Consider the following 21,055-nt stretch of genomic DNA (forward strand, 5'->3'; position numbering starts at 1 on the left):
CGGGCGAAAAGCTGCTTGCTAACGGAGGATCTTGCATCATGGCTCCAGCCAATCTCACGGAAAAACTGTTCAAACCGTCATTCAAATATCCGGAAACTTCGACACTGGTTCATCGCGTTCATCATCACAATACGCACCCGCCGATGCACTCAGCGCTGGAAGGCGATACCGTGAATTGCTGGTACCGGACAATCAACCGTCTGATGTGGATGTGGCGCGGCGTTGATCCGCTGGAAGTGGAAGAAGTGCTGTCGCGCATTGCCGTTTCTCAGGCCGAACACAGCGACCCGTTATTGCTCGATACCGTCATTGGCTATCGCAACGGCAACTGGATTTATGAGTGGTCGAATCAGGCCATGCACTGGCAGCAAAAAGCCGCCGATGAGAAAGACGCCAATCTTGCCAGCGAATACTGGCTGAAAGCCGCGAACCTTTACAGCATTGCCGGTTATCCGCATCTGAAAGGGGATACGCTGGCAGAACAGGCGGAAGCGCTGGCCAATAAAGCGTTTGAGAAATCCTCCGAACATTCACCGTATGATCTGAAAGAGCTGGAATTCAAAATCCCGGGCGGCGCGCCGATCACCGGTTTCCTGCATCTGCCGAACGAAGGCAAAGCGCCGTTCCCGACGGTCATGGTCTGCGGCGGTCTGGACACGTTACAAAGTGACCATCAGCGCCTGTTCCGCTCTTATCTCGCGCCGATGGGCATTGCGATGCTCACCATCGACATGCCGTCGATCGGTTTTTCCTCTAAATGGAAACTGACGCAGGACACCAGCTTCCTGCATCAGCAGGTTCTCATGCAGCTTTCTGATGTGCCGTGGGTGGATGCGAGCCGCGTCAGCCTGCTGGGTTATCGCTTTGGAGCGAACGTCGCCGTGCGGCTGGCGTATCTCGAGCCGCGCCGCGTGCGGGCTGTGGCGACGCTGGGCGCGCTGGTGCATTCGCTGCTGAGCGACCCGAAATGTCAGGAACAGGTGCCGGATATGTACATGGACGTGCTGGCGAGCCGCATCGGAATGTCGACGGCGTCGGACTCCGCGCTGAAAACTGAACTTAATCGATATTCTCTGAAAACGCAGGGGTTATTAGGGCGCAGAACACCGACGCCAATGCTTGCCGCCTACTGGGAAAGCGATATCTTCAGCCCGAAGAGCGAAGCCAGGCTGATTGCGGATTCCTCCTCCGAAGGCAAGATTCTGACCATCAAAAGTGAGCCGCTTTATCAGCACTTTGACAGCGCGTTACACGAAATTTGTGAATGGCTGGAAAAGCAGATGCGTTAACTTAACGGTTGCTAATTCTTAACGGTTTGCTAAAAAGGATCGTCTTTCTATGGAGGTTGTACAATGACGTTACCAAGTGGTCATCCTAAAAGCAGGCTAATGAAACGTTTCGGTACACTCGGGCCGTACATTAGAGAAGGGAAATGCGAGAACGACCGCTTTTTCTTTGACTGCTTAGCGGTCTGTGTGAACGTGAAACCCGCTCCTGAGAAGCGTGAATTCTGGGGCTGGTGGATAGAGTTGCAAGCCGAAGCCGAACGTTTTACCTATGTTTATTACTTCGGATTGTTCGATAAAGACGGCATCTGGAAGGCGCAAAACATTAAAGATGCTGAAGTGCGTGAGAAACTTGAGACCACTCTGGTTGGGTTCCACAAAAAACTCAACACGATGATCGAAGAGATGTCCCTCAAACTGGAACCGGCTGATGATTTCAGCGAAGAACCGGTGAAGCTCTCCGCCTGACACCTTCTGTACTACCCATTCCCATACTGAATGCTGCTATTATAGCGTTATGCCGGTTGGCATAACGCTTCTCCCCTGTTACAAAGACAACGAAGCATTTCTTATTTCACCTTAATGGAAAGACTAATGAGTGGCAGTCAGACACTGGTTGTAAAACTGGGCACCAGCGTGCTCACTGGCGGTTCACGCCGCCTCAACCGTGCTCACATTGTTGAGCTTGTCCGCCAGTGCGCGCAACAACATGCGGCAGGGCACCGGATTGTGATTGTAACGTCGGGCGCGATTGCCGCCGGGCGTGAACATCTTGGCTACCCCGAACTCCCCGCCACCATTGCTTCCAAACAGCTGCTGGCTGCCGTCGGGCAAAGCCGTTTAATCCAGCTCTGGGAGCAATTGTTTTCGATTTACGGCATTCACATTGGTCAGATGCTGCTGACCCGTGCCGATATGGAAGATCGCGAGCGTTTTCTGAACGCCCGCGACACGATGCACGCGTTGCTCGATAACCATATCGTGCCGGTGATCAACGAGAACGATGCCGTCGCCACCGCAGAGATTAAAGTCGGCGATAACGACAATCTCTCGGCGCTGGCTGCGATTCTGGCTGGTGCCGATAAACTGCTGCTGCTGACCGATCAGAGCGGCCTGTTTACTGCCGATCCGCGTACCAATCCTGAAGCCGAACTGATCCGCGAAGTCATGACCATTGATGATGAACTGCGTGGCGTGGCGGGTGACAGCGTTTCCGGTCTCGGAACCGGCGGGATGGCGACCAAACTGCAAGCCGCAGACGTCGCTTGCCGTGCGGGCGTCGACACCATTATTGCCGCAGGCAACCTGCCGGGTGTGATTGGCGATGTGATTAACGGCGTTTCCGTCGGCACGCGTTTCCACGCCATGGAAACCCCGCTGGAAAACCGTAAACGCTGGATTTTCGGCGCACCGCCAGCCGGTGAAATCACCATCGACGACGGCGCCGTTTCCGCCATGATGGAGCGCGGCAGTTCCCTGCTGCCAAAAGGTATCCGCGAAGTGAAAGGCGATTTCTCGCGTGGCGAAGTGATCCGCATCCGCAACCTGAACGGGCGAGACCTCGCGCACGGCGTCAGCCGCTATAACAGCGATGCGATGCGCATGATTGCCGGTCATCACTCTCAGCAGATCAGCGAAATTCTCGGTTACGAATACGGCCCGGTTGCCGTTCACCGTGACGACATGATTGTCAGTTAAGGAGTTACACATGCTTAACGAGATGGGCAGGGCCGCGAAAGCCGCGTCCTGGCAGCTCTCCACCCTCAGCACCGCGCAGAAAAACCGTGCGCTGATGCTGATGGCTGACATGCTCGAGGCCAACAGCCAGAGCATTATTCTTGCCAACGAACTGGATATGGCCGCCGCCCGCGAAAGCGGCATGAGCGAAGCATTACTCGATCGCCTGCTGCTGACGCCTGCGCGCTTATCCGCCATCGCCAGCGACGTGCGCGATGTCTGCCGCCTGAGCGATCCGGTCGGGCAGGTGATTGACGGTTCTCAGCAGGACAGCGGTTTGCGTCTCGAACGCCGCCGCGTCCCGCTGGGCGTGATTGGCGTGATTTATGAAGCGCGCCCGAACGTCACCATCGACGTCGCCAGTCTGTGCCTGAAAACCGGCAACGCCGTTATCCTGCGTGGCGGGAAAGAAACGCATCACACCAATCAGGCGACGGTCAAAGTGATCCAGCTGGCGCTGGAAGAATGTGGCCTGCCAATAGCCGCCATTCAGGCCATCGAGAGCCCGGACCGCGCGCTGGTAGCGGAACTGCTGCGTCTGGATAAATACGTCGACATGCTGATCCCACGCGGTGGCGCGGCGCTGCACAAACTGTGCCGCGAACAGTCCACCATTCCGGTGATCACCGGCGGTATCGGCGTATGCCATACGTTTGTGGATGAAAGCGTGGATTTCGACAAAGCGCTGACCGTGATTGAAAGCGCGAAAGTGCAGCGTCCGAGCGCCTGTAACAGCCTCGAGACCGTGCTGGTTCATCAGGCGATTGCAGAACGTTTTCTGCCGGAGCTGAGTGGTCGTATGCACCGTGCGGGCGTCACGCTTCATGCCAGTGAATCCGCCATGCCGCATCTGCAAAATGGCCCGGCGAAAGTGCTGGCCGTGGCTGAGGAAGATTATCAGGACGAATGGTTGTCGCTGGATTTGAACGTCACCGTCGTCGCCGATCTGGACGCCGCCGTGGCGCATATCCGCACCTACGGCACCGAACATTCCGACGCCATCCTCACCCGTTCAATCAGCTCCGCCGACCGTTTCGTGCGTGAAGTCGATTCCTCGGCGGTCTACGTCAACGCCAGCACCCGTTTCACCGATGGCGGCCAATTCGGTTTAGGCGCAGAAGTGGCGGTCAGTACCCAAAAACTGCACGCCCGCGGCCCGATGGGATTAGAAGCCCTGACGACCTATAAATGGATTGGTTATGGCGACGATTTAGTGCGTCCGTGACCCTTTTTCTACCAGTTTCAAGCCTATGAAACCGGTAGAAATTTCCTATTCTGCGCCATTTGATGAGAAAAACAGCAAACGCACTTTCAGGGGCTTGACGGCAGCGTCAGATTTCACTAATTTAGCACCCCGTAGTTCCCCGGTAACACTTCAAAAAGCCGACTTAGCTCAGTAGGTAGAGCAACTGACTTGTAATCAGTAGGTCACCAGTTCGATTCCGGTAGTCGGCACCATTTTTCAGACCCAATCCCAGAAATATCAAAACGTTAATACCCCACGCTCCGGCGATGTCTGGTTGTTCTCAGCCTGATTTTTCACGTCAAAACAAACATAATAGCCATAACGTATGCAGGGTGATTAAGATCTCACCAAACGTCCCGCCAGAGCCTTGACGGACGCCGCAGGTAAGGAATAAGTTGTTACTCCGTAGTCTTCCGCCAATCCCTTAAAAAGCCGATATAGCTCAGTGTTTAGAGCAGCGCATTCGTAATGCGAAGGTTGTAGATTCAACTCCTATTATCGCACCAATTTCAGTACAAACTTGGTGTACTCGCGGGGCTGGATGAAGCTTCTTCCAGCGCCCGAATGAATCAATATGAGAAGGGCAAGCATCAGCCCGATCAGGATACGGTGAGCCGAATCGCCAAAGTATTAGATGTGCCGGTTGCCTATTTTTATGCAGAGGAAGACGAGCTGGCTGCGCTGATTATTGGATTTCATGAAAGTAAAAAGCCGTCATCTTAGGAATCATCGGCCATCAGCCAGAAACTGTAAGCCTTTGCCCGGCTATTTACAGAAGGCAATATTTCATTGCCTGACTGTTTTCCGGGCGGGGCATATTCAAACGGCAGATAGAAATCTCTGCCGTTTTTAACCCCCGTGCTAAATCCCCCTAAACCGTCAGCTCCCTCGCATAACGAATAAAATCAGCCAGAGCTTTATTTTTCTGGTGTCGCTGCCAGCTCAGGGTCAGGGTAGATGTTGCGCCTGAGTCGGTCAGGAAGCAGTAGTTCACGTCGGGGATCATCACCGATCTCTGCGTTTCCGGCACCAGCGTGACGCCCATTCCCATTGAGACCAGCCCGATAGCCACTGACACATCCCGCGTGAATTGAATTTTCTGCGGGACAAATCCGGCTTGCTGGCAGGCGTTCATCGCTGACCAGCCGAGGCCGACGCCGGGCGGATCCCTCTGGATAAGAAAAGGGCATTCGGAAAGTGAGGAAAGGGCGATTTTCTGACCGGCAGCCAGCGGATGATTGCGCGGGAGAACGGCAATCAGCGGGCGGGTCGCGACGTCGAGATATTCCAGCTCAGGATACTGCGGTACCGGCGAGCGGACGAGGGCGATATCAAGCTGGTAGTTGAGCAGAAGTGTTAGCTGCTCGTGAACGTTATGTTCTTCAATAACAATCTCTATATCCGGTTTTTTCTTGCGGTAACCATTAATTAACAGTGCCAGCGCCGGATCCAGAATCGACGATCCGACGTAGCCGAGCTTCAGTTGTCCTTTAAAACCCTGCCGTAAACTGCGCGCATTTTCGAGAAATTTCTCGTAATGGTTGATGGCAATCCGCGCTTCTTCTACCAGCTGTTGCCCCTCGAAAGTCAGCGCAACATGGCGTTTGTCGCGGGTAAAAAGCGGGATCCCCAGTGACTGTTCGAGCGCCTTGATGTGCTGGCTTAGTGCGGGCTGCGCGATGTTGAGTTGCAGGGCGGCTTTACCAAAATGCAGCACTTCTGCCAGCACCACAAATGAGTGTAATTGTCGGTAATCCATACATTCTCCGCGTCGTTTTTCTCATAATAATCCCTTATCAAAGAGCTCGATAATGTTATTGGACTCTTATCACCGATTCTTTGCAAACTGACCGGGCAGCGGCAAAGAAGCACATTCCGCTGCACCCCCGATTACCTGACTTTAAGGGCCATTGAGATGTCTGAAGAACAAAAAAAAGTGACTGATCTCCGTTCCGCACTGGAGGTCTTAAGCCAGTACGACGACGAACTGATCTACACCGATGAACCCGTGGATCCGATCGCGGAGTTATCCGGTGTATACCGCTACGTAGGCGCCCACGGCACCGTTAAACGTCCGACCCAAATCGGTCCGGCGATGATCTTTAATAAGGTCAAAGGCTATAACGACATGCGGGTGCTGATTGGCCTGCTGTCTTCACGTAAACGCGTGGCTCGCCTGTTTGGTACCACGCCGGAAAACCTGGCGTTTATGCTGAAAGATTCCGTGTCGAATCCTATCGCGCCTATCGTGATCCCACGTGAAAAGGCGGTGTGTCAGGAAGTGGTTCATCTGGCGACTGACCCGGACTTCGATATCCTGAAAATCCTGCCAGCGCCGACCAATACGCCGGAAGACGCCGGTCCGTATTTCACCCTCGGCATGTGCTACGCCTCCGACCCGGAAACCGGCGAGCATGACGTCACCATTCACCGCCTGTGCGTGCAGAGCAAAGACGAAATCTCCATGTATTTCGTGCCGGGGCGTCATCTGGACGTGTTCCGTCAGAAAGCCGAAGCGGCCGGTAAACCCTTGCCAATTTCAATCAGCATCGGTGTGGATCCGGCGATTGAAATCGGTGCGTGCTTTGAGCCGCCAACCACGCCGCTGGGCTTTGACGAACTGTCCATCGCGGGCAGCCTGCGCAATCAGGCCGTAGAACTGGTGGATTGTCTGACCGTGAATGCGCGCGGTATCGCTAACGCCGAAGTCGTGATTGAAGGTGAACTGCTGCCGAACTACCGCGTGCGCGAAGACCAGAACACCAATACCGGCAAAGCGATGCCTGAGTTCCCCGGTTATACCGGTGCCGCGCAAGCCGAAGTGCCTGTGATTAAAGTGAAAGCGATTACTCACCGCCGCAATCCGATCCTGCAAACCTGTATCGGGCCGAGCGATGAACACACCAACATGGCGGGCATTCCGACAGAAGCCAGTATCTTGCAGATGGTTGAACGCGCACTGCCGGGCTTTGTGCAGAACGTTCACTGCCCGTCTCCGGGTACCGGTAAATACCTGGCGGTATTGCAGGTGAAAAAACGTTTTGCGGCGGACGAAGGTCGTCAGCGTCAGGCGGCACTGCTGGCGTTCTCAGCGTTCTCCGAGCTGAAACACGTCATGCTGGTGGATGAAGATGTCGATATCTTTGATCTCAATGACGTGATCTGGGCGATGACCACCCGCTATCAGGGCGACGTCAGCACCATCTTTATTCCTGGCGTGCGCTGCCATCCGCTCGATCCGTCATCCGATCCGGCTTTCAGCCCGTCGGTGCGCGACCACGGTATTGCCTGCAAAACCATTTTCGACTGCACAGTACCTTATAACATGAAAGCGAATTTCCACCGCAGCGAGTTCCTCGAAGTGGACGTAAACCGCTTTATCCCGGGTTTTACTAAAAAGTGATCAGTAATAAGCAATAAGGAAACAGCATGTCAGGGTCTGCATTAAAGGCACCACAGAAACCCCGCGTTATCGTCGGGATCAGCGGCGCGTCCGGGTTCTCTTATGGCGTTCAGGCGTTGCGTTACCTGCGCCAGCTGGATGTGGAAACGCATCTGGTGATTTCCCCGGCCGGGCATCTCAACCGTGAGCACGAAACCACGCTGACGGAAGCGGATGTGGCAGAGCTGGCGGATGTGGTTTATCCCTTCCGCGCGGTGGGGGCGGCAATTGCCAGCGGATCATTCCGTACGCTCGGCATGCTGGTGGCGCCTTGTTCGATGCATACCCTGGCGGCTATTTCGACCGGCCTGACGGATAATCTGCTGACGCGGGCGGCGGACGTCGTGTTAAAAGAACGGCGCCGGCTGGTACTGATGGTGCGTGAAACGCCGCTGCATGCGGGGCATCTGCGCAACATGCAACAGGTGACGGAATCCGGCGCAATTGCTTTTCCGCCGGTACCTGCCCTGTACGCAAGGCCGACAAGTGTTGAAGACATTATTGCGCATAGCGTGGCGCGCGCGCTGGGTCTGCTGGATCTGGACTGTGCCGATTTGCCTCGCTGGGGTGAAAACATGAAGTTAATGACCAGGAGTAAAGACTCGTGATTATCGGACCTTATATCAACGGCTCCGCCGTATTGATCGGCGGCATCGTTGGCGCGGTGCTCAGTAACCGCCTGCCAGAGCGCATCCGTACGTCTATGCCCTTAATTTTCGGGGCGGCTTCCATGTGTATGGGCGTCGTTCTGGTGGGAAAACTCAGCCATATGCCGGTGATGGTGCTGTCGGTGATCCTCGGCGCGCTGCTCGGTGAACTGTGTTATCTGGAAAAAAGCATCGGCAAACTGGGCAGCAAAGCCCGCAGTCTGGTTGAAGTGTTTGTGAAATCCGATCCGGGCGATCAGGAATCTCAGGAAAAATTCCTGCAAAGCTACGTGGCGATCATTGTGTTGTTCTGCGCCAGCGGCACCGGGATTTTCGGGTCGATGCACGAAGGCATGACCGGCGACACCAGCGTGCTGATCGCCAAATCGTTCCTGGATTTGTTCACTGCGGCGATCTTTGCCACTACGCTCGGTTTTGCCGTCGCCGTGGTTGCGGTTCCGCAATTAATCATCCAGCTGCTGCTGGCGTACGGCGCGGTGTTTATCCTGCCGCTGACCACGCCCGCCATGCAGGCCGATTTCTCCGCCGTTGGCGGTGTACTGATGTTCGCGACCGGTTTTCGAATCTGCGGTATTAAGATTTTCCCGGTGGCCAATATGCTGCCCGCGCTGGTGCTGGCGATGCCAATATCCGCCCTGTGGACTCACTTTTTCTGAAAATCAAAAAGCACGGTTTCCCGCACGGCAGAGCGTTTACCGCCTCTGCCGTCTCCCTTTTTGTTTATCCCTTCCTGCCCGCTTCTGTACGCGAACGCACATTTAGTTAATGGTCATTAAATAAATCTCTTGCACAAAGTCTCATCAGCCATTAGTATTTACTTATCGAACGTTAATTAATAAATAACGTTGACCTGAAACCGGGGTTCCTGAAGAAGGCATCCCAGACCAAATTAACGAACAGGAATTAACATCATGAAAACTATCACAATGACTATCGCTGCTCTGACACTGGCTACCGCTTCATTCACCACTCTGGCAGCAACTGAAGTTCAGTCCGCCCCTGCCGGTCAGCAAACTTTAGGTGTGGTCAGCGCATCAACTTACGGTTCACTGCCAAGCCTGCAATCACAACTGAATGCCAAAGCTGAACAGGCCGGTGCAAGTTCATACCGCATCATCGGTGCTTCCGGTAATAACCAGATGTACGGTACAGCAGAACTGTATAAATAAGATGTCACAGCAGTATGCAGAAGAGGCGGCGTTTGCCGCCTTTTTCATGTCTGCAGTTCAGTGGTATTTATGGAAATGGTTATTGCGGATCTTACGGTTGATAAAGCCATGGAGACCGCTGCCTGCTTTCGCCATCGCTTTCATGCGGTCCACATCGGCCAGACCGGGGCGAATGGAGTTGTAGATGTAATGCCAGCCATCTTTAAACTTCACCGTAATTGAATCTTCCGTTGTCAAAAAAGCGACGATACCCGAATTACCTCACCGGTTTTGGTACCTTTCCATTCCCACCTCCCTGCCAGTGATATTCGATTTAAGCCAAATTATCTTAGCCACGAACATTTTTCGTTTATGTGAGCCACCCGGCTTTTTTAAAGATATCGGGCGATTACGGCGTGCCTTATTTCCCCGGCAACAACCTGCCGCTCATCAGCAACAACAGCGTTTTCACGATAAGCCCGGCCAGCAGAAGATTGGCAAGGGAAAATAAAATCCACGACAAAATCTGCATATCGATGACCTGCCGGCTGTGCGCCAGCCGTAAAGAGGCGTTTGCCATAGCTGAAAGGCCGAACGAAAAGGCCCACATCGACGGGCTGAATCCGCCTGCAAAAAACCACCGCACCAGCCGGAGCATAAAGAAGAGTTGCAGCAAACCGTAGCCCAGCAGCAGCAGGGCGAACATATCAAAATGATTGCCGTTCACGCACAGCCACGCATAACAGGCGACAAACGCCGGTGCGAGCTGGACGCCGATCACGCCACGCGCCGGGCCGGAAAGTTCCGTCTGCGTGCGCAGCCGGTGGATGATCGCCGGTTCGAGCGTCAGCCATGAAATCAACCCTGCGCCGAGAAACAGCGCACCGATATCCTGATGTCCGGCCGTGCCGAAAGCCATGGCGCAGATAAAGTTGGCAGCAACGGTCGGGAGATAAAAACCGGGTGTGGTGGCTTCTGAAGCAAATTCGCCGCGCCAGAGCGGGGCGCAACGCCAGGCGGAAAATATCAGTTGCCCGGTGGCACCGGCGATCATCAGCGTGTTCGCCAGCAGCAGGTTGTACGGATGTAAGCCTGTCGAAACCAGCACGCCGCCCGCGGGCAGTAAGCTGATGAAGCTGAACTGGTTATTATTGAGAAACTCTTCGCGCACGGTTTTCGGTTCGGTCAGGCAGCGACCGGCGTAAACCAGCGCCAGCGTCAGCCAGATAAAGCTTCCGGCAAAAATGAGCGTTTCACCCAGCCAGGCAGGTCCCAGTCCCAGCGTGGCGGCATAGCGCCAGGCGCTGCCCAGCCCGAAAACCCCCAGAACCATCCCGAAAAAACTGACGGGAACCCGATGAACAAACTGCGAAAATGACATAGCGATTAACCGGAAGTGAAATGACCGGCAAAGTTTATACGCAAAAATCGCCCTCAGCGATAAGCCCGGTCAATGTTCCGCTGTAAATCAAAACGCAGGCCAAACGAAGTGCGTTTTTAGGAAACCATGAGTAGATAACCGAAAGCGTTGGGGAATAGAATCGCTGCGTTGTTTTACTCTTTCCACGAAGGCTCAGAATGAAAAAACTCTTATTCATCATCATGGTTGCAGCGCTGTCGGGCTGCGTGAATCATCATCACGAACCGCAAAGACGTCAGACCGGAATGGCGAATCCGGCGGCGGTTTATTGCCATGAAAGAGGCGGCAGATCGGTGAATATTGAAACGCAGCAGGGCGTCAGGACGGATTGCGTATTCCCTGACGGCAGACACATCGACGAATGGGAGTTGTACCGCCACGACCACCGCTAGGTCAGAGGCTTTGTGCCGGAAAGGCTTTCCCCGAAAGAGGAAAGCCTTTTTTATGGATATGTTGTAAGCGCTCACTTACTGGTAGGAAAACGTTATTCCGGCCAGTGCGTTAGCGGTGCCCGGAACGACATCCCCCATACGGATATACCGCGCCTGAAAGGGAAGAGACAGCGTCTGTGCCGTACTCGTAGTCTGAATAAAGAACTGATTCAGAGTGCCGGATGCCGAACTGTCCTTACCGAGAGTGACCGGCGTACCGTTATACAGAAACTGCACGCCAATACCGGAGGCGGTGGAATCCGCCGTCAGCGAAACCGCGGAAGAGAAATTAGTGGGATGAGTCTGGTCACTGACGGTCGCATTTACAGAAACCTGCTGGTCGCACGACAGCGAAATGTTGAAACCGCCCGACGGCGATGTGCTGCCCACCGCAGGCAGTGAACGAACGTCTACTGCGCCGAGATCGACATTGGCGGTTTTCGTCAGCACGGTACAGCCGGTGGCGCTGACCGTAATTGTCGTCGGATTAATGATCACTTTTGCCGTCACGGTTTCGTTATTTTTGACCGTCAGCAGTGCCGCATTCAATGTTTTGGTGGTGTAAACACCGGTCGCCAGCGTCTGGCTGGTTTTCACAAACGTGACCTTTGCCGACCAGCCTAACTTGGTGGCATAACCACTGGTGCCCGCTGCCGGATAAGTCTGCGTCTGCGCGCTTTGCAATGGCATATAGGTGGTGCCGTTGTAGTCTTTCAGGCCGAGAATAAAGCCCACGCCCTGCACGCCGGTTTCGAAAACGGTATAGTTTGCGCCATCGACCGTCACGGTCATGCCGGTGGAAATCATACCGCTGCCCGGCTCCATCGTGCCGGTCTGACAGGTCCACACCAGCCCGCACCAGACCACTTCCTCGACGTTGGCCGTCGCGCTCCAGGTCGAGCCGATAATTTTGCCCGGTACGACGGAATCCGCCGGGCCGGAGAAGCTCATCGGTTGTGGCGAAAGCGTGATGTCAGATGTCCAGCTTGCGGCTAAAACGCCGGTCGCCGAACACATCCATAAAAGAGAAATCAGAAATAAACGCATTATTGGTACTCCATTACCCAGGTTGCCACAGCAGAAACACTGCCGGGATTGACGGTTTCACCGTTTGCCACCAGACGCGCGAAAAACTTCATCTGCACCGTCTCCGCGCCCGCACTTCCGTAGGCTTCGGTTGACGTGCCAAGTGGAATAGCGGTGCTGCGGTTATCCAGTAACTGCACGGCCACACCGGTCGCGCCGTTGTCTTCGGTTTTTAAAAGCTCCGGATTCTGAGGATCCGGCGTTCCGGTAAACGAGATTTTGACGCCGGAGAACGTCGGGCCACAGTCTTCCAGATTGATGGAAAACGGCGTTTTGACGTTGCTGACTGCGCCGTCCGCACCGAACTGGCGTGTCGCCACTGTGCCCAGCGGCACCGTGATTTCCTTTGAATCCGCCGACACCGTGCAGGTGTTGCCGTAAATCGAACCGGTCACCGACACCAGCACGTCGTAGGCGCTGACCGGCGTGGAAATCAGCCCGACCAGCGCGGCGAATCCGGCGAAACGTAACATTACTGGCATATCACCTCCTGTGAATAAAGGCCGGTCTGTGCATTGTAATCACGCTTGTTCAGCTGATATTTCGCCGTACAGGATTTGCCGTTGCCGGTTCCCCAGACGGCTCTGACTGAACCGCTTTCCGGCAAACCGGACAAATACAGGCTGCCGTTATCGCCGACAATGCTGCTGCTGTCGTTTTTGTCATCCAGCAGCGAAACCACGGTGCCGAAAGGCAGAACGCCGTTTTTGTTGCGGATAACCAGCATGGCTTTCAGGCCGACGCGGGTCGGAATGGTCGCCCGGACCAGCGCGCCTTCGGTCGGTGTCGCATTGATCACCGCGTTATCCAGCTCGACGTCATTGCCCGTCGTGGTCACATCCAGCTCCACGCGGTTAACGCGGTAAGGCGTGGCGTAAGGGATGACCGCATAACCGCGGCTGTCGGTTTTAATCCCTTTGTGATTACGGATTGCAACATTTGCAGCGCCGGGCGCTTTCACCAGAATATTGGTGTTACCCAGCGGCTGGCTGAGCGTCAGGCCATTTTCATGCAATACCGCGCCGCCGCTCATGCCGTAGCTCAGATTGCGCGAGTTGCCGGAGTAGCTGTAACCGAGGTTGTAATCGCCCCATTGCCCCTGATATTGCAGCGCGGTATCGCCGCCGTATTGCTGCTGTTTGCTGTAACGCTGGTTCACGCTGTAATACAAATTGTCTTTGCCCGGTACATAACCGCTCAGCCCGACGCTATGGGTCGCGCCGCCAGCGTCAGACTGCGTGGCGCTGTAGCGTGCCCGCGTTGAAAGTGCCGGATTGCCCAGCGGCACCGACAATGACAGCGACACAATGTTGTCTTTCTGATTGTCGTAAAGGCTGGTGCTGCGCTGGAAATTCACCCCGACCGAAACGTCTTTAAACGTATTGTTCCAGGAGAACTGAATGCCCTGCGTCGATTTCTGCGTGTTCCAGTACGTCTGCTGATCCCATGACAGTGAAACGGATCCCAGATTTTCCATCGGCTGTGACAACATCAGCTGATTTTTGGATTTGCGCGACATTCTCAGGTCGTACACGTTTTCGTAACTGGTGGTGACCGTGCCGTCGCTTTCCGTCACCTGCGTCGATGTCCCGCCGTTCATGCCTTTGTAGGTCGTATCGCTGAGGGTATAAAACCCTTCGGTCGAGAAGCGCCATGAGTAGAAATTCAGGCGCGTGCCGACGTCGTTAATCAGCTTGCTGTAACGCAGGCGCACGGAATCCCCGTTGTAACTGTTGCCGTCCGCCAGCGTGCTGCGGGCGTGGATCAGATCCAGTGAGTACGCGCCGAAACTGCCCATGTTCTGCCCGACGCCCAGCGCCACGCCGGTATAATCTTGTGATAACTGCGTGCCGCCGTAGAACGTCAGGCCATATTTCCAGCCCCAGAACATCTCGCCCTGCATAAACGCCGGTGATTCCTGATTGGACGTCGGGCGGAATTTCCCGGCACCCAGCGAATATTTAAACTGCCCGGCGCGCACCAGATTGGGCACGCTGGCAAACGGCACGGAATACTGCGTTTTGCTGCCGTCGTTTTCGGTGATGGTGACCGACAGATCGCCGCCGGAGGCCGTCGGGTATAAATCTTTTAAAACAAACTCACCGGCTGAAACCGACGTCTGATAGATGATGTTGCCGTTCTGGCGCACCGTAACCGTCGCATTGCTGCGCGCAATCCCGCGGATTTCCGGCGCGTAGCCGCTCAGGCTGGCGGGCAGCATATTGTCGTCAGTGCTGAGCGCCACACCACGCAGGCTGACGGAATCAAAGATCTGCGCCGACGTGTAGGTTTCACCCGCATAAAACTGCGCGCGCAGGGCAGGCAAGTCGCGCTGTAACCAGGTTTGTACGTGCGTCAGCTCGTTGTTTTCTTTGGTCCACGTTGTGAAATCACGCAGACGCCACGCCCCCAGATTGACGCCACTGTTCAGGCTGGCAAACAGCTGCTCACGGTCGGCGCTGCTTTCGCCCTGATACTGGTTATTGGCGCCGTTCACGACGTAATTAAACCAGGCCGACGTAATCCCCGATTCCCAGCTTTGCGGGCTGACATAGCCGCGCGGTAAATTCAGCATGAAACGCTGCGGAACGGAGACATTCACGGTCAGCGTTTTCTGGTCGAAATCAATCTGCGTTCCCGGAAAATAATGATTCAGGAAATAACATTTTTGCGTCAGCGGCATGGCGTTGCCCTGAGCCTGCCCGGCATCAATGCCCATCGCGGCAATTTGTTCCGGCGTTAAGCAGGGCGCTGGCGCGGATTTCGCATTCTCTTTATCGACATCAAAAGTAATATTGCCGGTGAATGCATAATTGTTATTAACGTAAACATTAATATTGTATTCACCCGGAGGTAATTCACCTCCCGCATTTACCCAGGAAAGATCGGCAATATTAGATCCTTCACCATTAAGAAATGCCGGATTAAATTGCAAATCGTTTTCTGCGCACACAGCACTTCCCATCAGGTTTAAAGAAACCAGGGCACAAACGATTTTAACCTTCACGATATTACGCCTTACTTTATATTTTGCGGCTTCCGCTGCCGGTGACTTTACCCGAAACTCATTTCACCAGCGGATAGGTCATCGCCGGTGTCCAGGCCCCGAAATCATTGATGGTCTGGTAGCTGAACTCACGGGCGCTGCCAAAAGACTCTTCCAGCGTGACGCTGCCTTTCGGCGGGATCATCACCGGTTTTACGGCTTTACCGTCCACGGTTAAATTCACGGTGGTGAGGTAATAAGGCGTCGGGTTATTGAGCTTAATTTTTCCCTGACGGAATTCTCCCCGGACACGTTTCCAGGCTTCATTCACATTTTCATTCAGCCCTTCAGGGCGGTAAAACACTTTAATCCGGTTCGCCGAGGCAAACTGTAAGGTATTTCCTGTGGCGTGCTTGCCATCCTGTGGAATGGCTTTGACGGTCAGCCAGTAAAGCGTTTCGCGATCTGCCGGTAATTGTTTGCCGTTAAAGATGACTTTCACGACGCTTTCGGTTGACGCTTTTAAAACATATAACGGCGGCGTAATAACAAAATCATTCGTCCGGTTGCCGGATTCATCTTCTACCCATGACTGAATAAGAAACGGCGAATCCTTGCTGGTATTTCTGACATCCATTGACGATTGTTTGGCGGCGGCGGAATACACCATCCGCGTGGCGCCTAATCCTACGCCCCCGGCATAAACGGCTGACGACGTGAGTGAAGCGGCCAGTACGACATAAGAAGCTAACTTGTGCATAGCAATTCCCTTTTGCGGTGAATCAGGTCCGGCCATCCGGCCGGACCGCGGTAATGACAGACTAAAAATTACAGATAGGTCAGCGTGTAAGTCGCAACGGCGCTTGCGTCACCGGCGGTCGCCGTCCCTTTAGGCGAATAGTATTTCGCGCTGAAGTTCAGGGTGTTTTCGCCGTTACGCAGGGCCGTTGCACTGGAGGCTTCGCCCAGGTTTACCACGGTGCCTTTTTCGTCATAAAGACGGATGGCCACGTTTTGCGCCGTGCCGGTGCCGCCGTTAGAACCCGCCGCCAGGCTTGAGCTGTCGTTGGCGTCAGCGGTACCGGTGAAGGTCACGGCTGCGGTGGTGGAAACGGTGCTGTCACAATCTTCCAGTACGATAGAGAAGCTTTTTGACGTGCTGGCTACGCTGCCGGCGGTGGCCAGAGAGGCAGTACGCACCTGACCCATATCGACATCAATGTTGGCGCTGTTGCTGCCCAGCGCGCAGGCGGCGGTCACGACGCTGCCGTTGAAGTTCACGGTGCCGCCGTCGACGACAACCGGAACCGGAGTTTCATCGACTGCCATAGCCTGACCGGCGAAAACCAGCGTGGCCGCGATCAGTGATTTAGCGATTAATGATTTAGTGGTGTGTAATTTCATCTTAAAATTTCCATTTTTAATTTATTGCTAAGTGTTGCTCTTAATACGGCAGAATTAACTGGTTAGAAAAATCAGCAGATCTGTCTTATTCCTGAGCCCGAGTTTTCTTGTCGCCGAGCTTTTTAATGCACTGACCCGACGATAAGAGAGTTTTTCCGTTGCCGCGATGCGGCGTAAGTCCTGCCCGTTTCTTAATTCTTTCAATACTTTCCACTCAATAGGCGTCAGGGATAACGCAGCAGGTTTAGATCTTGGCCGGTAACGTGAATCCACCAATTTCATAATATTTGCATGCCAGTTATACATCGGCTCTTTCAGTGAAATAAAAGCATCGACATCTCCGCGCACCCATAACAATGAGCTGGTATGTACTGAGTACATACAAATAACCATATGCGGATGACTAAGTTTGATTTTGTTAATAAACTTTAATGTGTCGAAGCCAGCGTTACATTTTTCAGGTTCCGAGAGAAATACGAGATCTATTCGTGTTTTTTCTAAAACCATATCAAGAACTTGATAATCACGAACAGAGGCTTTTATCCTTAATTTAGAACCCATGACTTGCAATAAGGAGGCTATTCCCTGCCGGGCATAGTGGTCGTCTCCCATTAATGCAATATCCGTGATTCCCCCGGGTTCAAATATGCTTTCCATAATATCCCCTCGATTGGTAATGCTAATGTAATATCTTTTAATAAACGATCAACAACATGATTAATCTGGCTGAAAATAGGATTTATTCACTTATGATAGGTGATTTTTCGGAATGATCTTCTGAATAAATCTCACCTTCTGTTAATTTTTGGATTCTCTGACTTTGGGTAAAATGTGAAATTGCAGTAAAAATCACCATTCCGCGTTAAAATTGTTCAGAGTTATCCGTAGAAATATCCTAGTAATGACCGTTGAGTCTGAGATCTTCCTATTTAGAGGTATTCCTTGTTAATGCAGGTCTGGCCTGCTAAATGCTCCCTTTGTAATGCTTTCTTTCCCTTTTCGGTATGAGAATAATCATACAGAACAATCTTAAGTGTACTGTGCAGTTTATTAATGATTTGTAAAAACCGGAAAGCGGTTTGTCAGAGAACCCGCGTCCTTACTGACTAAACCTCACAATATGCACGAAATTTATGCGTTTTCACCGGGCGCAAAACAAGTGTAACGGTGAGGGTTTTAATGGCTCAGGCCGCATTATTACTGGGTTCTTCTCTTTACCAATTTAATAACGGGCATAACAGCGCGGACATCCGTGTCTGTCGCGTTCAAGGGTGTCGTATGTCAGTATTTGTAAATGTCAAGGTGCGGGGTTCGTGCATTTATCGTGGAAGGATAACGTTAAAAAATGCTTAATTCACACCTTTGCTCTTCTTCATAAGAAATAATATCTGATGTTTTTAAACGGGTATGCTTCATAAAGCATTCAGACGGTTATGCTTAACTTCATAAAAAATCACACCTTATGAAAAGGTCTGTGGGCTGTAATGCGTCAATATAACCGCCCTTTAATGAACGAGCCGTAATGTAAGATATTAATATTGCTTAATCAGATTAAGAACACGCAAGGCTGGCTATCATGAAAAATGAGACAAATCGCCAGTGGCGGCGATATACATTATTTATTTTATGCGTCAAATTACGCCTGAGTGAGTTCTTCTCATTTCTGCTGATCAGACTTTACGGTTAATTAAGGGACAGGGCGTTTATGCGCCGGCTATTTACCAATGGAGCTTCCATGGATCGCCCATGAAGCACCCACGGAGTTTTTACCCACACGTATGCATAATCATTACATTATTAACGGGGTTGTTGAATTTCACCCGGCCACCAGTACATTGCGTGATCTCAACGACCCTGACCACGTGGTTGTATTAAATTCACCGGCGGGGCGTTGTTTGCTGTTGCTGATTGAAAGAACCGGAACCATTGTCACCCAGCACGAATTTCTGGATATCGTTTGGGCAAAGCGGGGAATGCTGGTGTCTTCTAATACCTTTTATCAGAACATTTCTATTCTGCGGAAAGGGTTAAAAAAGATTGGCCTGCCCGACGATCCGGTCGTCACTATTCCGCGCATCGGCTTAACGCTGGCCAGCGGCACGCACATCAAAAAACTGACCACAGAACAGCTGGTGGAAGTCAGTCATGAGAATGCGCACTTTATCGATGAGCAGTCGCTGAACCAGGAACTGAGGATCCTTCAGCAACAGGAAGGCGTGCATGAGGAAGAGGTTCCGGTATCCGGAGAACCGGCAGAGACGCCTGCGCAAGTATCGCCCGAACTGCGATCCGAACCGCCGCCTGTGCCGGTCGCAGAAGCCAAACCGGCACGCCGTTGTTCACGTCGTCAGTGGATGACCGGCGGCGTCAGCGCGTTGATTGCGCTCGTTATGCTAGGCGCTGCCACTCTGGTTTTGCGCAGCAACGACGACGGTCAGTTTTTTTCGCGTTACCACTTTCTGAAAACCACGCAGGGTTGCCACATTTTTCTGTCGGACGGCATTATTTCGCCGGAAGCCCGTGCGAACGCGCTTGAGCGTAGCAAACAGATCCCCGACGGCTGCAAAAGTTATCCCTGGGTCTACGTGACGCATTTGCCGTTGCTGCCAAGAACGTCGGTTATCCGTTGTGATAAACCGATGACGGAACCGAATACCTGCATTTCTGATTATTTCTTTGAGGATAAATAAATGAAGCTCAACCGTAAGGCCAAAATCCTGATCTCTGTCGCGGGAGCAGGGGTTGTGGCGGCGATTATTTATTCCTTCTGGCACAGTAACACGCTGGATAATTTCTCCTGCGCTGCCAGTTTGTCGCAGCATTATTCCGGTGACAACGTGGATGTTTCATTAAGCTATACGGTACGCGGTACGTCGGGGATTATCAGTATTAACGGACGTTCACAAGCGCATCCCGATAAAGTGTTCAACCGTAAAATATCCTTCACGATGCATAAAGAAGGTGACGTTTATTTTATGACGTCAAAAAGTAATCTTAAATTTCCGGATGATAATGTGGATGACACCTGGCTGGGTGAGCATGAACCGGATTTTTTTGTTTATCCGGATAAGAGTATTTATATGCGCATTGATCAGCAGGAAAATAACAACTATCTGTTTATGATTGATACCATTCCCACTTATGTATGCAAGAGTATCGAAGAAGAGTAAACCAGGCAAATCAGAAATAAAAAAAGGTGCAGAATAATCTGCACCTTTTTTATTTATTCATGAGACTCGTCAGGTTATTACGCGGTTTGCGTGAATGAACCGTTGCTCACATTGCTGACCCATTGGCTAACCATTGAAGTCACGGAATCAGGATCGTTCCAGCCAATGATTGCGCCGCCAATAGCACCAAAAGCGATACCGAACAGGCCGCCAGCAACCATCCCAACGCCCTGGCCGATTGCGCCAAAGCCCAGAATGCCGCCGCCGTCACCGCCGTGCATACCACCGATAACAGCACCCGCTGCACCTGCAGCTGCGCCGCCTAAAATAGCGCTGGTCAAAGCGCTAAAGAAACCTGCACCAGAAACTGCTTCCACTTCCATTACGCTTAATTCACGCATTTATTTCTTCCTTTTTATTTAAATAAAATGTTTTACAACGTCGTGTGAAGATTACTCTACGCCACGAAAGAACCGGAATGTCCGGCTGTCTTTCGATGGGGGAATTCTGCATTTTATCGATTTTGAAATATATAGAATTACTTCTATTTTTAGTTGGTTTTAAAATTTATTTTTCTGCGGATAATACAAAGTGCGTGACGCAATGCCGTAATCTCCAGACTTCGTTTTTCATACTTTCTTCATCAGGATATACAGAAGTAAAATTAATGATTTCTTTCCCGCCGGGGCAGGCTGCAAATGTGACCTGCCAGACTTTCTGCCCGTTGCCCGTAATAAAGGTAAAGATAACCTGAATAGTATCGGCAAATAAATCGCCTTCATTCATTTCATCCATTTTTACAAAACTGAACTGATTAAAAATCTTTTGCGCGTTATCTAACTGTAATGACATTTGTTGTGCAAAAGAGCGTCCTGCCGGAAGCTGGTCGCGATTAATGGTGATTTGCTGTCCCTGACGGAAAGAGACAATGTTGATCGACTGCGTGCGGATTTCTTCTTCAAAATCCAGGGTGCCTTCCAGGCAAATTAAGCGATTATTCATGATTTCTCCTGATGGATTACGGGGGCATT

23 protein-coding genes and 2 tRNA genes are annotated in these 21,055 nt (G+C 52.5%); 14 read left to right on the forward strand and 11 right to left on the reverse strand.

The features are described 5' to 3' along the window. Positions 1 to 38 precede the first annotated feature (38 nt). The 7 genes from frsA to IV433_RS18690 all read left to right on the forward strand — a co-directional run bounded on the left by frsA (position 39) and on the right by IV433_RS18690 (position 4,992). The gene (gene frsA / locus IV433_RS18660) at positions 39 to 1,289 is read left to right on the forward strand and encodes an esterase FrsA (RefSeq protein WP_195815422.1); all 1,251 of its coding nucleotides are present in this window, start codon (positions 39 to 41) and stop codon (positions 1,287 to 1,289) included. A 63-nt stretch (positions 1,290 to 1,352) separates the two neighbouring features. Beyond that, entirely contained in the window at positions 1,353 to 1,754 is a 402-nt protein-coding gene (gene crl, locus IV433_RS18665; RefSeq protein WP_195815423.1) for a sigma factor-binding protein Crl, read from the forward strand. Between the two features lie 126 nt (positions 1,755 to 1,880). Then, positions 1,881 to 2,984 (forward strand): glutamate 5-kinase, encoded by a 1,104-nt coding sequence (proB, locus tag IV433_RS18670; RefSeq protein WP_195815424.1) that lies wholly within the window; start codon positions 1,881 to 1,883, stop codon positions 2,982 to 2,984. Between the two features lie 10 nt (positions 2,985 to 2,994). Then, on the forward strand, positions 2,995 to 4,248 hold the full coding sequence (proA, locus tag IV433_RS18675; protein ID WP_195815425.1) for a glutamate-5-semialdehyde dehydrogenase: 1,254 nt from the start codon (positions 2,995 to 2,997) through the stop codon (positions 4,246 to 4,248). 157 nt (positions 4,249 to 4,405) lie between these two features. After that, positions 4,406 to 4,481, forward strand: a tRNA-Thr gene (locus IV433_RS18680). 219 nt (positions 4,482 to 4,700) lie between these two features. Further along, positions 4,701 to 4,775: transfer RNA gene (locus IV433_RS18685), tRNA-Thr, on the forward strand. Next, positions 4,753 to 4,992 carry a helix-turn-helix domain-containing protein gene (locus IV433_RS18690; protein ID WP_326838668.1) on the forward strand — a complete coding sequence of 80 codons (240 nt, stop codon included), beginning with the start codon at positions 4,753 to 4,755 and terminating at the stop codon, positions 4,990 to 4,992. Before IV433_RS18685 ends, IV433_RS18690 begins: the two co-directional genes overlap by 23 nt. A 148-nt stretch (positions 4,993 to 5,140) precedes the next feature. Here IV433_RS18690 and IV433_RS18695 read toward each other — a convergent pair whose 3' ends face one another. Further along, positions 5,141 to 6,028 (reverse strand): LysR substrate-binding domain-containing protein, encoded by an 888-nt coding sequence (locus IV433_RS18695; protein WP_195815427.1) that lies wholly within the window; start codon positions 6,026 to 6,028, stop codon positions 5,141 to 5,143. Between the two features lie 156 nt (positions 6,029 to 6,184). Between IV433_RS18695 and IV433_RS18700 the strand changes: the two genes are divergently transcribed. The 4 genes from IV433_RS18700 to bhsA all read left to right on the forward strand — a co-directional run bounded on the left by IV433_RS18700 (position 6,185) and on the right by bhsA (position 9,548). Then, positions 6,185 to 7,672 carry a UbiD family decarboxylase gene (locus tag IV433_RS18700; RefSeq protein ID WP_195815428.1) on the forward strand — a complete coding sequence of 496 codons (1,488 nt, stop codon included), beginning with the start codon at positions 6,185 to 6,187 and terminating at the stop codon, positions 7,670 to 7,672. 26 nt (positions 7,673 to 7,698) lie between these two features. Further along, a complete protein-coding gene (locus IV433_RS18705) occupies positions 7,699 to 8,319 on the forward strand; it encodes a UbiX family flavin prenyltransferase (RefSeq protein ID WP_195815429.1) in 621 nt (206 codons plus the stop codon). After that, positions 8,316 to 9,035, forward strand: coding sequence for a DUF554 domain-containing protein (locus tag IV433_RS18710; protein ID WP_195815430.1), 720 nt, complete (start codon positions 8,316 to 8,318; stop codon positions 9,033 to 9,035). Before IV433_RS18705 ends, IV433_RS18710 begins: the two co-directional genes overlap by 4 nt. Before the next feature lie 255 nt (positions 9,036 to 9,290). Beyond that, the gene (gene bhsA / locus IV433_RS18715) at positions 9,291 to 9,548 is read left to right on the forward strand and encodes a multiple stress resistance protein BhsA (RefSeq protein WP_195815431.1); all 258 of its coding nucleotides are present in this window, start codon (positions 9,291 to 9,293) and stop codon (positions 9,546 to 9,548) included. A gap of 57 nt (positions 9,549 to 9,605) precedes the next feature. Here the strand turns inward: bhsA and IV433_RS18720 are convergent, their stop codons facing one another. Next, complete coding sequence (locus IV433_RS18720) at positions 9,606 to 9,761, reverse strand: hypothetical protein (RefSeq protein ID WP_229893513.1); 156 nt, start codon at positions 9,759 to 9,761, stop codon at positions 9,606 to 9,608. Between the two features lie 187 nt (positions 9,762 to 9,948). Beyond that, positions 9,949 to 10,908 (reverse strand): dicarboxylate transporter/tellurite-resistance protein TehA, encoded by a 960-nt coding sequence (tehA, locus tag IV433_RS18725; RefSeq protein ID WP_195815432.1) that lies wholly within the window; start codon positions 10,906 to 10,908, stop codon positions 9,949 to 9,951. A gap of 197 nt (positions 10,909 to 11,105) precedes the next feature. On the opposite strand from tehA, the gene IV433_RS18730 reads away from it, so the two are divergent. Next, positions 11,106 to 11,339 carry a putative hemolysin gene (locus IV433_RS18730; RefSeq protein WP_195815433.1) on the forward strand — a complete coding sequence of 78 codons (234 nt, stop codon included), beginning with the start codon at positions 11,106 to 11,108 and terminating at the stop codon, positions 11,337 to 11,339. Positions 11,340 to 11,414: 75 nt separating this feature from the next. On the opposite strand, the gene IV433_RS18735 is transcribed toward IV433_RS18730, so the two are convergent. The 6 genes from IV433_RS18735 to IV433_RS18760 all read right to left on the reverse strand — a co-directional run bounded on the left by IV433_RS18735 (position 11,415) and on the right by IV433_RS18760 (position 17,511). Next, on the reverse strand, positions 11,415 to 12,425 hold the full coding sequence (locus IV433_RS18735; RefSeq protein ID WP_195815434.1) for a fimbrial protein: 1,011 nt from the start codon (positions 12,423 to 12,425) through the stop codon (positions 11,415 to 11,417). Then, positions 12,425 to 12,946, reverse strand: a complete 522-nt coding sequence (locus IV433_RS18740) for a fimbrial protein (protein ID WP_195815435.1) — start codon at positions 12,944 to 12,946, stop codon at positions 12,425 to 12,427. The genes IV433_RS18735 and IV433_RS18740 overlap by 1 nt, the downstream gene beginning before the upstream one ends. Beyond that, entirely contained in the window at positions 12,937 to 15,471 is a 2,535-nt protein-coding gene (locus IV433_RS18745; protein WP_195815436.1) for a fimbria/pilus outer membrane usher protein, read from the reverse strand. The genes IV433_RS18740 and IV433_RS18745 overlap by 10 nt, the downstream gene beginning before the upstream one ends. A gap of 58 nt (positions 15,472 to 15,529) precedes the next feature. Beyond that, positions 15,530 to 16,210 carry a fimbrial biogenesis chaperone gene (locus tag IV433_RS18750; protein WP_195815437.1) on the reverse strand — a complete coding sequence of 227 codons (681 nt, stop codon included), beginning with the start codon at positions 16,208 to 16,210 and terminating at the stop codon, positions 15,530 to 15,532. Between the two features lie 68 nt (positions 16,211 to 16,278). Next, a complete protein-coding gene (locus tag IV433_RS18755) occupies positions 16,279 to 16,779 on the reverse strand; it encodes a fimbrial protein (protein WP_452598899.1) in 501 nt (166 codons plus the stop codon). A gap of 129 nt (positions 16,780 to 16,908) precedes the next feature. Further along, positions 16,909 to 17,511: a helix-turn-helix transcriptional regulator gene (locus IV433_RS18760; protein WP_229893515.1), complete on the reverse strand. Its 603-nt coding sequence runs from the start codon at positions 17,509 to 17,511 to the stop codon at positions 16,909 to 16,911. A 1,067-nt stretch (positions 17,512 to 18,578) separates the two neighbouring features. Between IV433_RS18760 and IV433_RS18765 the strand changes: the two genes are divergently transcribed. Beyond that, complete coding sequence (locus IV433_RS18765) at positions 18,579 to 19,544, forward strand: transcriptional regulator (protein WP_229893517.1); 966 nt, start codon at positions 18,579 to 18,581, stop codon at positions 19,542 to 19,544. After that, positions 19,545 to 20,024: a hypothetical protein gene (locus IV433_RS18770; protein ID WP_195815439.1), complete on the forward strand. Its 480-nt coding sequence runs from the start codon at positions 19,545 to 19,547 to the stop codon at positions 20,022 to 20,024. Positions 20,025 to 20,101: 77 nt separating this feature from the next. Here IV433_RS18770 and IV433_RS18775 read toward each other — a convergent pair whose 3' ends face one another. Further along, positions 20,102 to 20,425 (reverse strand): colicin V synthesis protein, encoded by a 324-nt coding sequence (locus IV433_RS18775; protein WP_195815440.1) that lies wholly within the window; start codon positions 20,423 to 20,425, stop codon positions 20,102 to 20,104. Between the two features lie 166 nt (positions 20,426 to 20,591). Next, a complete protein-coding gene (locus tag IV433_RS18780) occupies positions 20,592 to 21,026 on the reverse strand; it encodes a DcrB-related protein (protein ID WP_195815441.1) in 435 nt (144 codons plus the stop codon). Positions 21,027 to 21,055: the final 29 nt, after the last annotated feature.

The organism is Rahnella laticis (genome assembly GCF_015644585.1).
GTDB classification, from domain to species: Bacteria; Pseudomonadota; Gammaproteobacteria; order Enterobacterales; family Enterobacteriaceae; genus Rahnella; species Rahnella laticis.

Bases quoted from the DNA above. Each gene is read 5' to 3' on its own strand.
- frsA (WP_195815422.1), top strand. From the start codon at position 39: ATGGCTCCAGCCAATCTCACGGAAAAACTGTTCAAACCGTCATTCAAA.
- crl (WP_195815423.1), top strand. From the start codon at position 1,353: ATGACGTTACCAAGTGGTCATCCTAAAAGCAGGCTAATGAAACGTTTC.
- proB (WP_195815424.1), top strand. From the start codon at position 1,881: ATGAGTGGCAGTCAGACACTGGTTGTAAAACTGGGCACCAGCGTGCTC.
- proA (WP_195815425.1), top strand. From the start codon at position 2,995: ATGCTTAACGAGATGGGCAGGGCCGCGAAAGCCGCGTCCTGGCAGCTC.
- IV433_RS18695 (WP_195815427.1), bottom strand. From the start codon at position 6,028: ATGGATTACCGACAATTACACTCATTTGTGGTGCTGGCAGAAGTGCTG.
- IV433_RS18700 (WP_195815428.1), top strand. From the start codon at position 6,185: ATGTCTGAAGAACAAAAAAAAGTGACTGATCTCCGTTCCGCACTGGAG.
- IV433_RS18705 (WP_195815429.1), top strand. From the start codon at position 7,699: ATGTCAGGGTCTGCATTAAAGGCACCACAGAAACCCCGCGTTATCGTC.
- bhsA (WP_195815431.1), top strand. From the start codon at position 9,291: ATGAAAACTATCACAATGACTATCGCTGCTCTGACACTGGCTACCGCT.
- tehA (WP_195815432.1), bottom strand. From the start codon at position 10,908: ATGTCATTTTCGCAGTTTGTTCATCGGGTTCCCGTCAGTTTTTTCGGG.
- IV433_RS18730 (WP_195815433.1), top strand. From the start codon at position 11,106: ATGAAAAAACTCTTATTCATCATCATGGTTGCAGCGCTGTCGGGCTGC.
- IV433_RS18735 (WP_195815434.1), bottom strand. From the start codon at position 12,425: ATGCGTTTATTTCTGATTTCTCTTTTATGGATGTGTTCGGCGACCGGC.
- IV433_RS18740 (WP_195815435.1), bottom strand. From the start codon at position 12,946: ATGCCAGTAATGTTACGTTTCGCCGGATTCGCCGCGCTGGTCGGGCTG.
- IV433_RS18750 (WP_195815437.1), bottom strand. From the start codon at position 16,210: ATGCACAAGTTAGCTTCTTATGTCGTACTGGCCGCTTCACTCACGTCG.
- IV433_RS18755 (WP_452598899.1), bottom strand. From the start codon at position 16,779: ATGGCAGTCGATGAAACTCCGGTTCCGGTTGTCGTCGACGGCGGCACC.
- IV433_RS18760 (WP_229893515.1), bottom strand. From the start codon at position 17,511: ATGGAAAGCATATTTGAACCCGGGGGAATCACGGATATTGCATTAATG.
- IV433_RS18765 (WP_229893517.1), top strand. From the start codon at position 18,579: ATGGAGCTTCCATGGATCGCCCATGAAGCACCCACGGAGTTTTTACCC.
- IV433_RS18770 (WP_195815439.1), top strand. From the start codon at position 19,545: ATGAAGCTCAACCGTAAGGCCAAAATCCTGATCTCTGTCGCGGGAGCA.
- IV433_RS18775 (WP_195815440.1), bottom strand. From the start codon at position 20,425: ATGCGTGAATTAAGCGTAATGGAAGTGGAAGCAGTTTCTGGTGCAGGT.
- IV433_RS18780 (WP_195815441.1), bottom strand. From the start codon at position 21,026: ATGAATAATCGCTTAATTTGCCTGGAAGGCACCCTGGATTTTGAAGAA.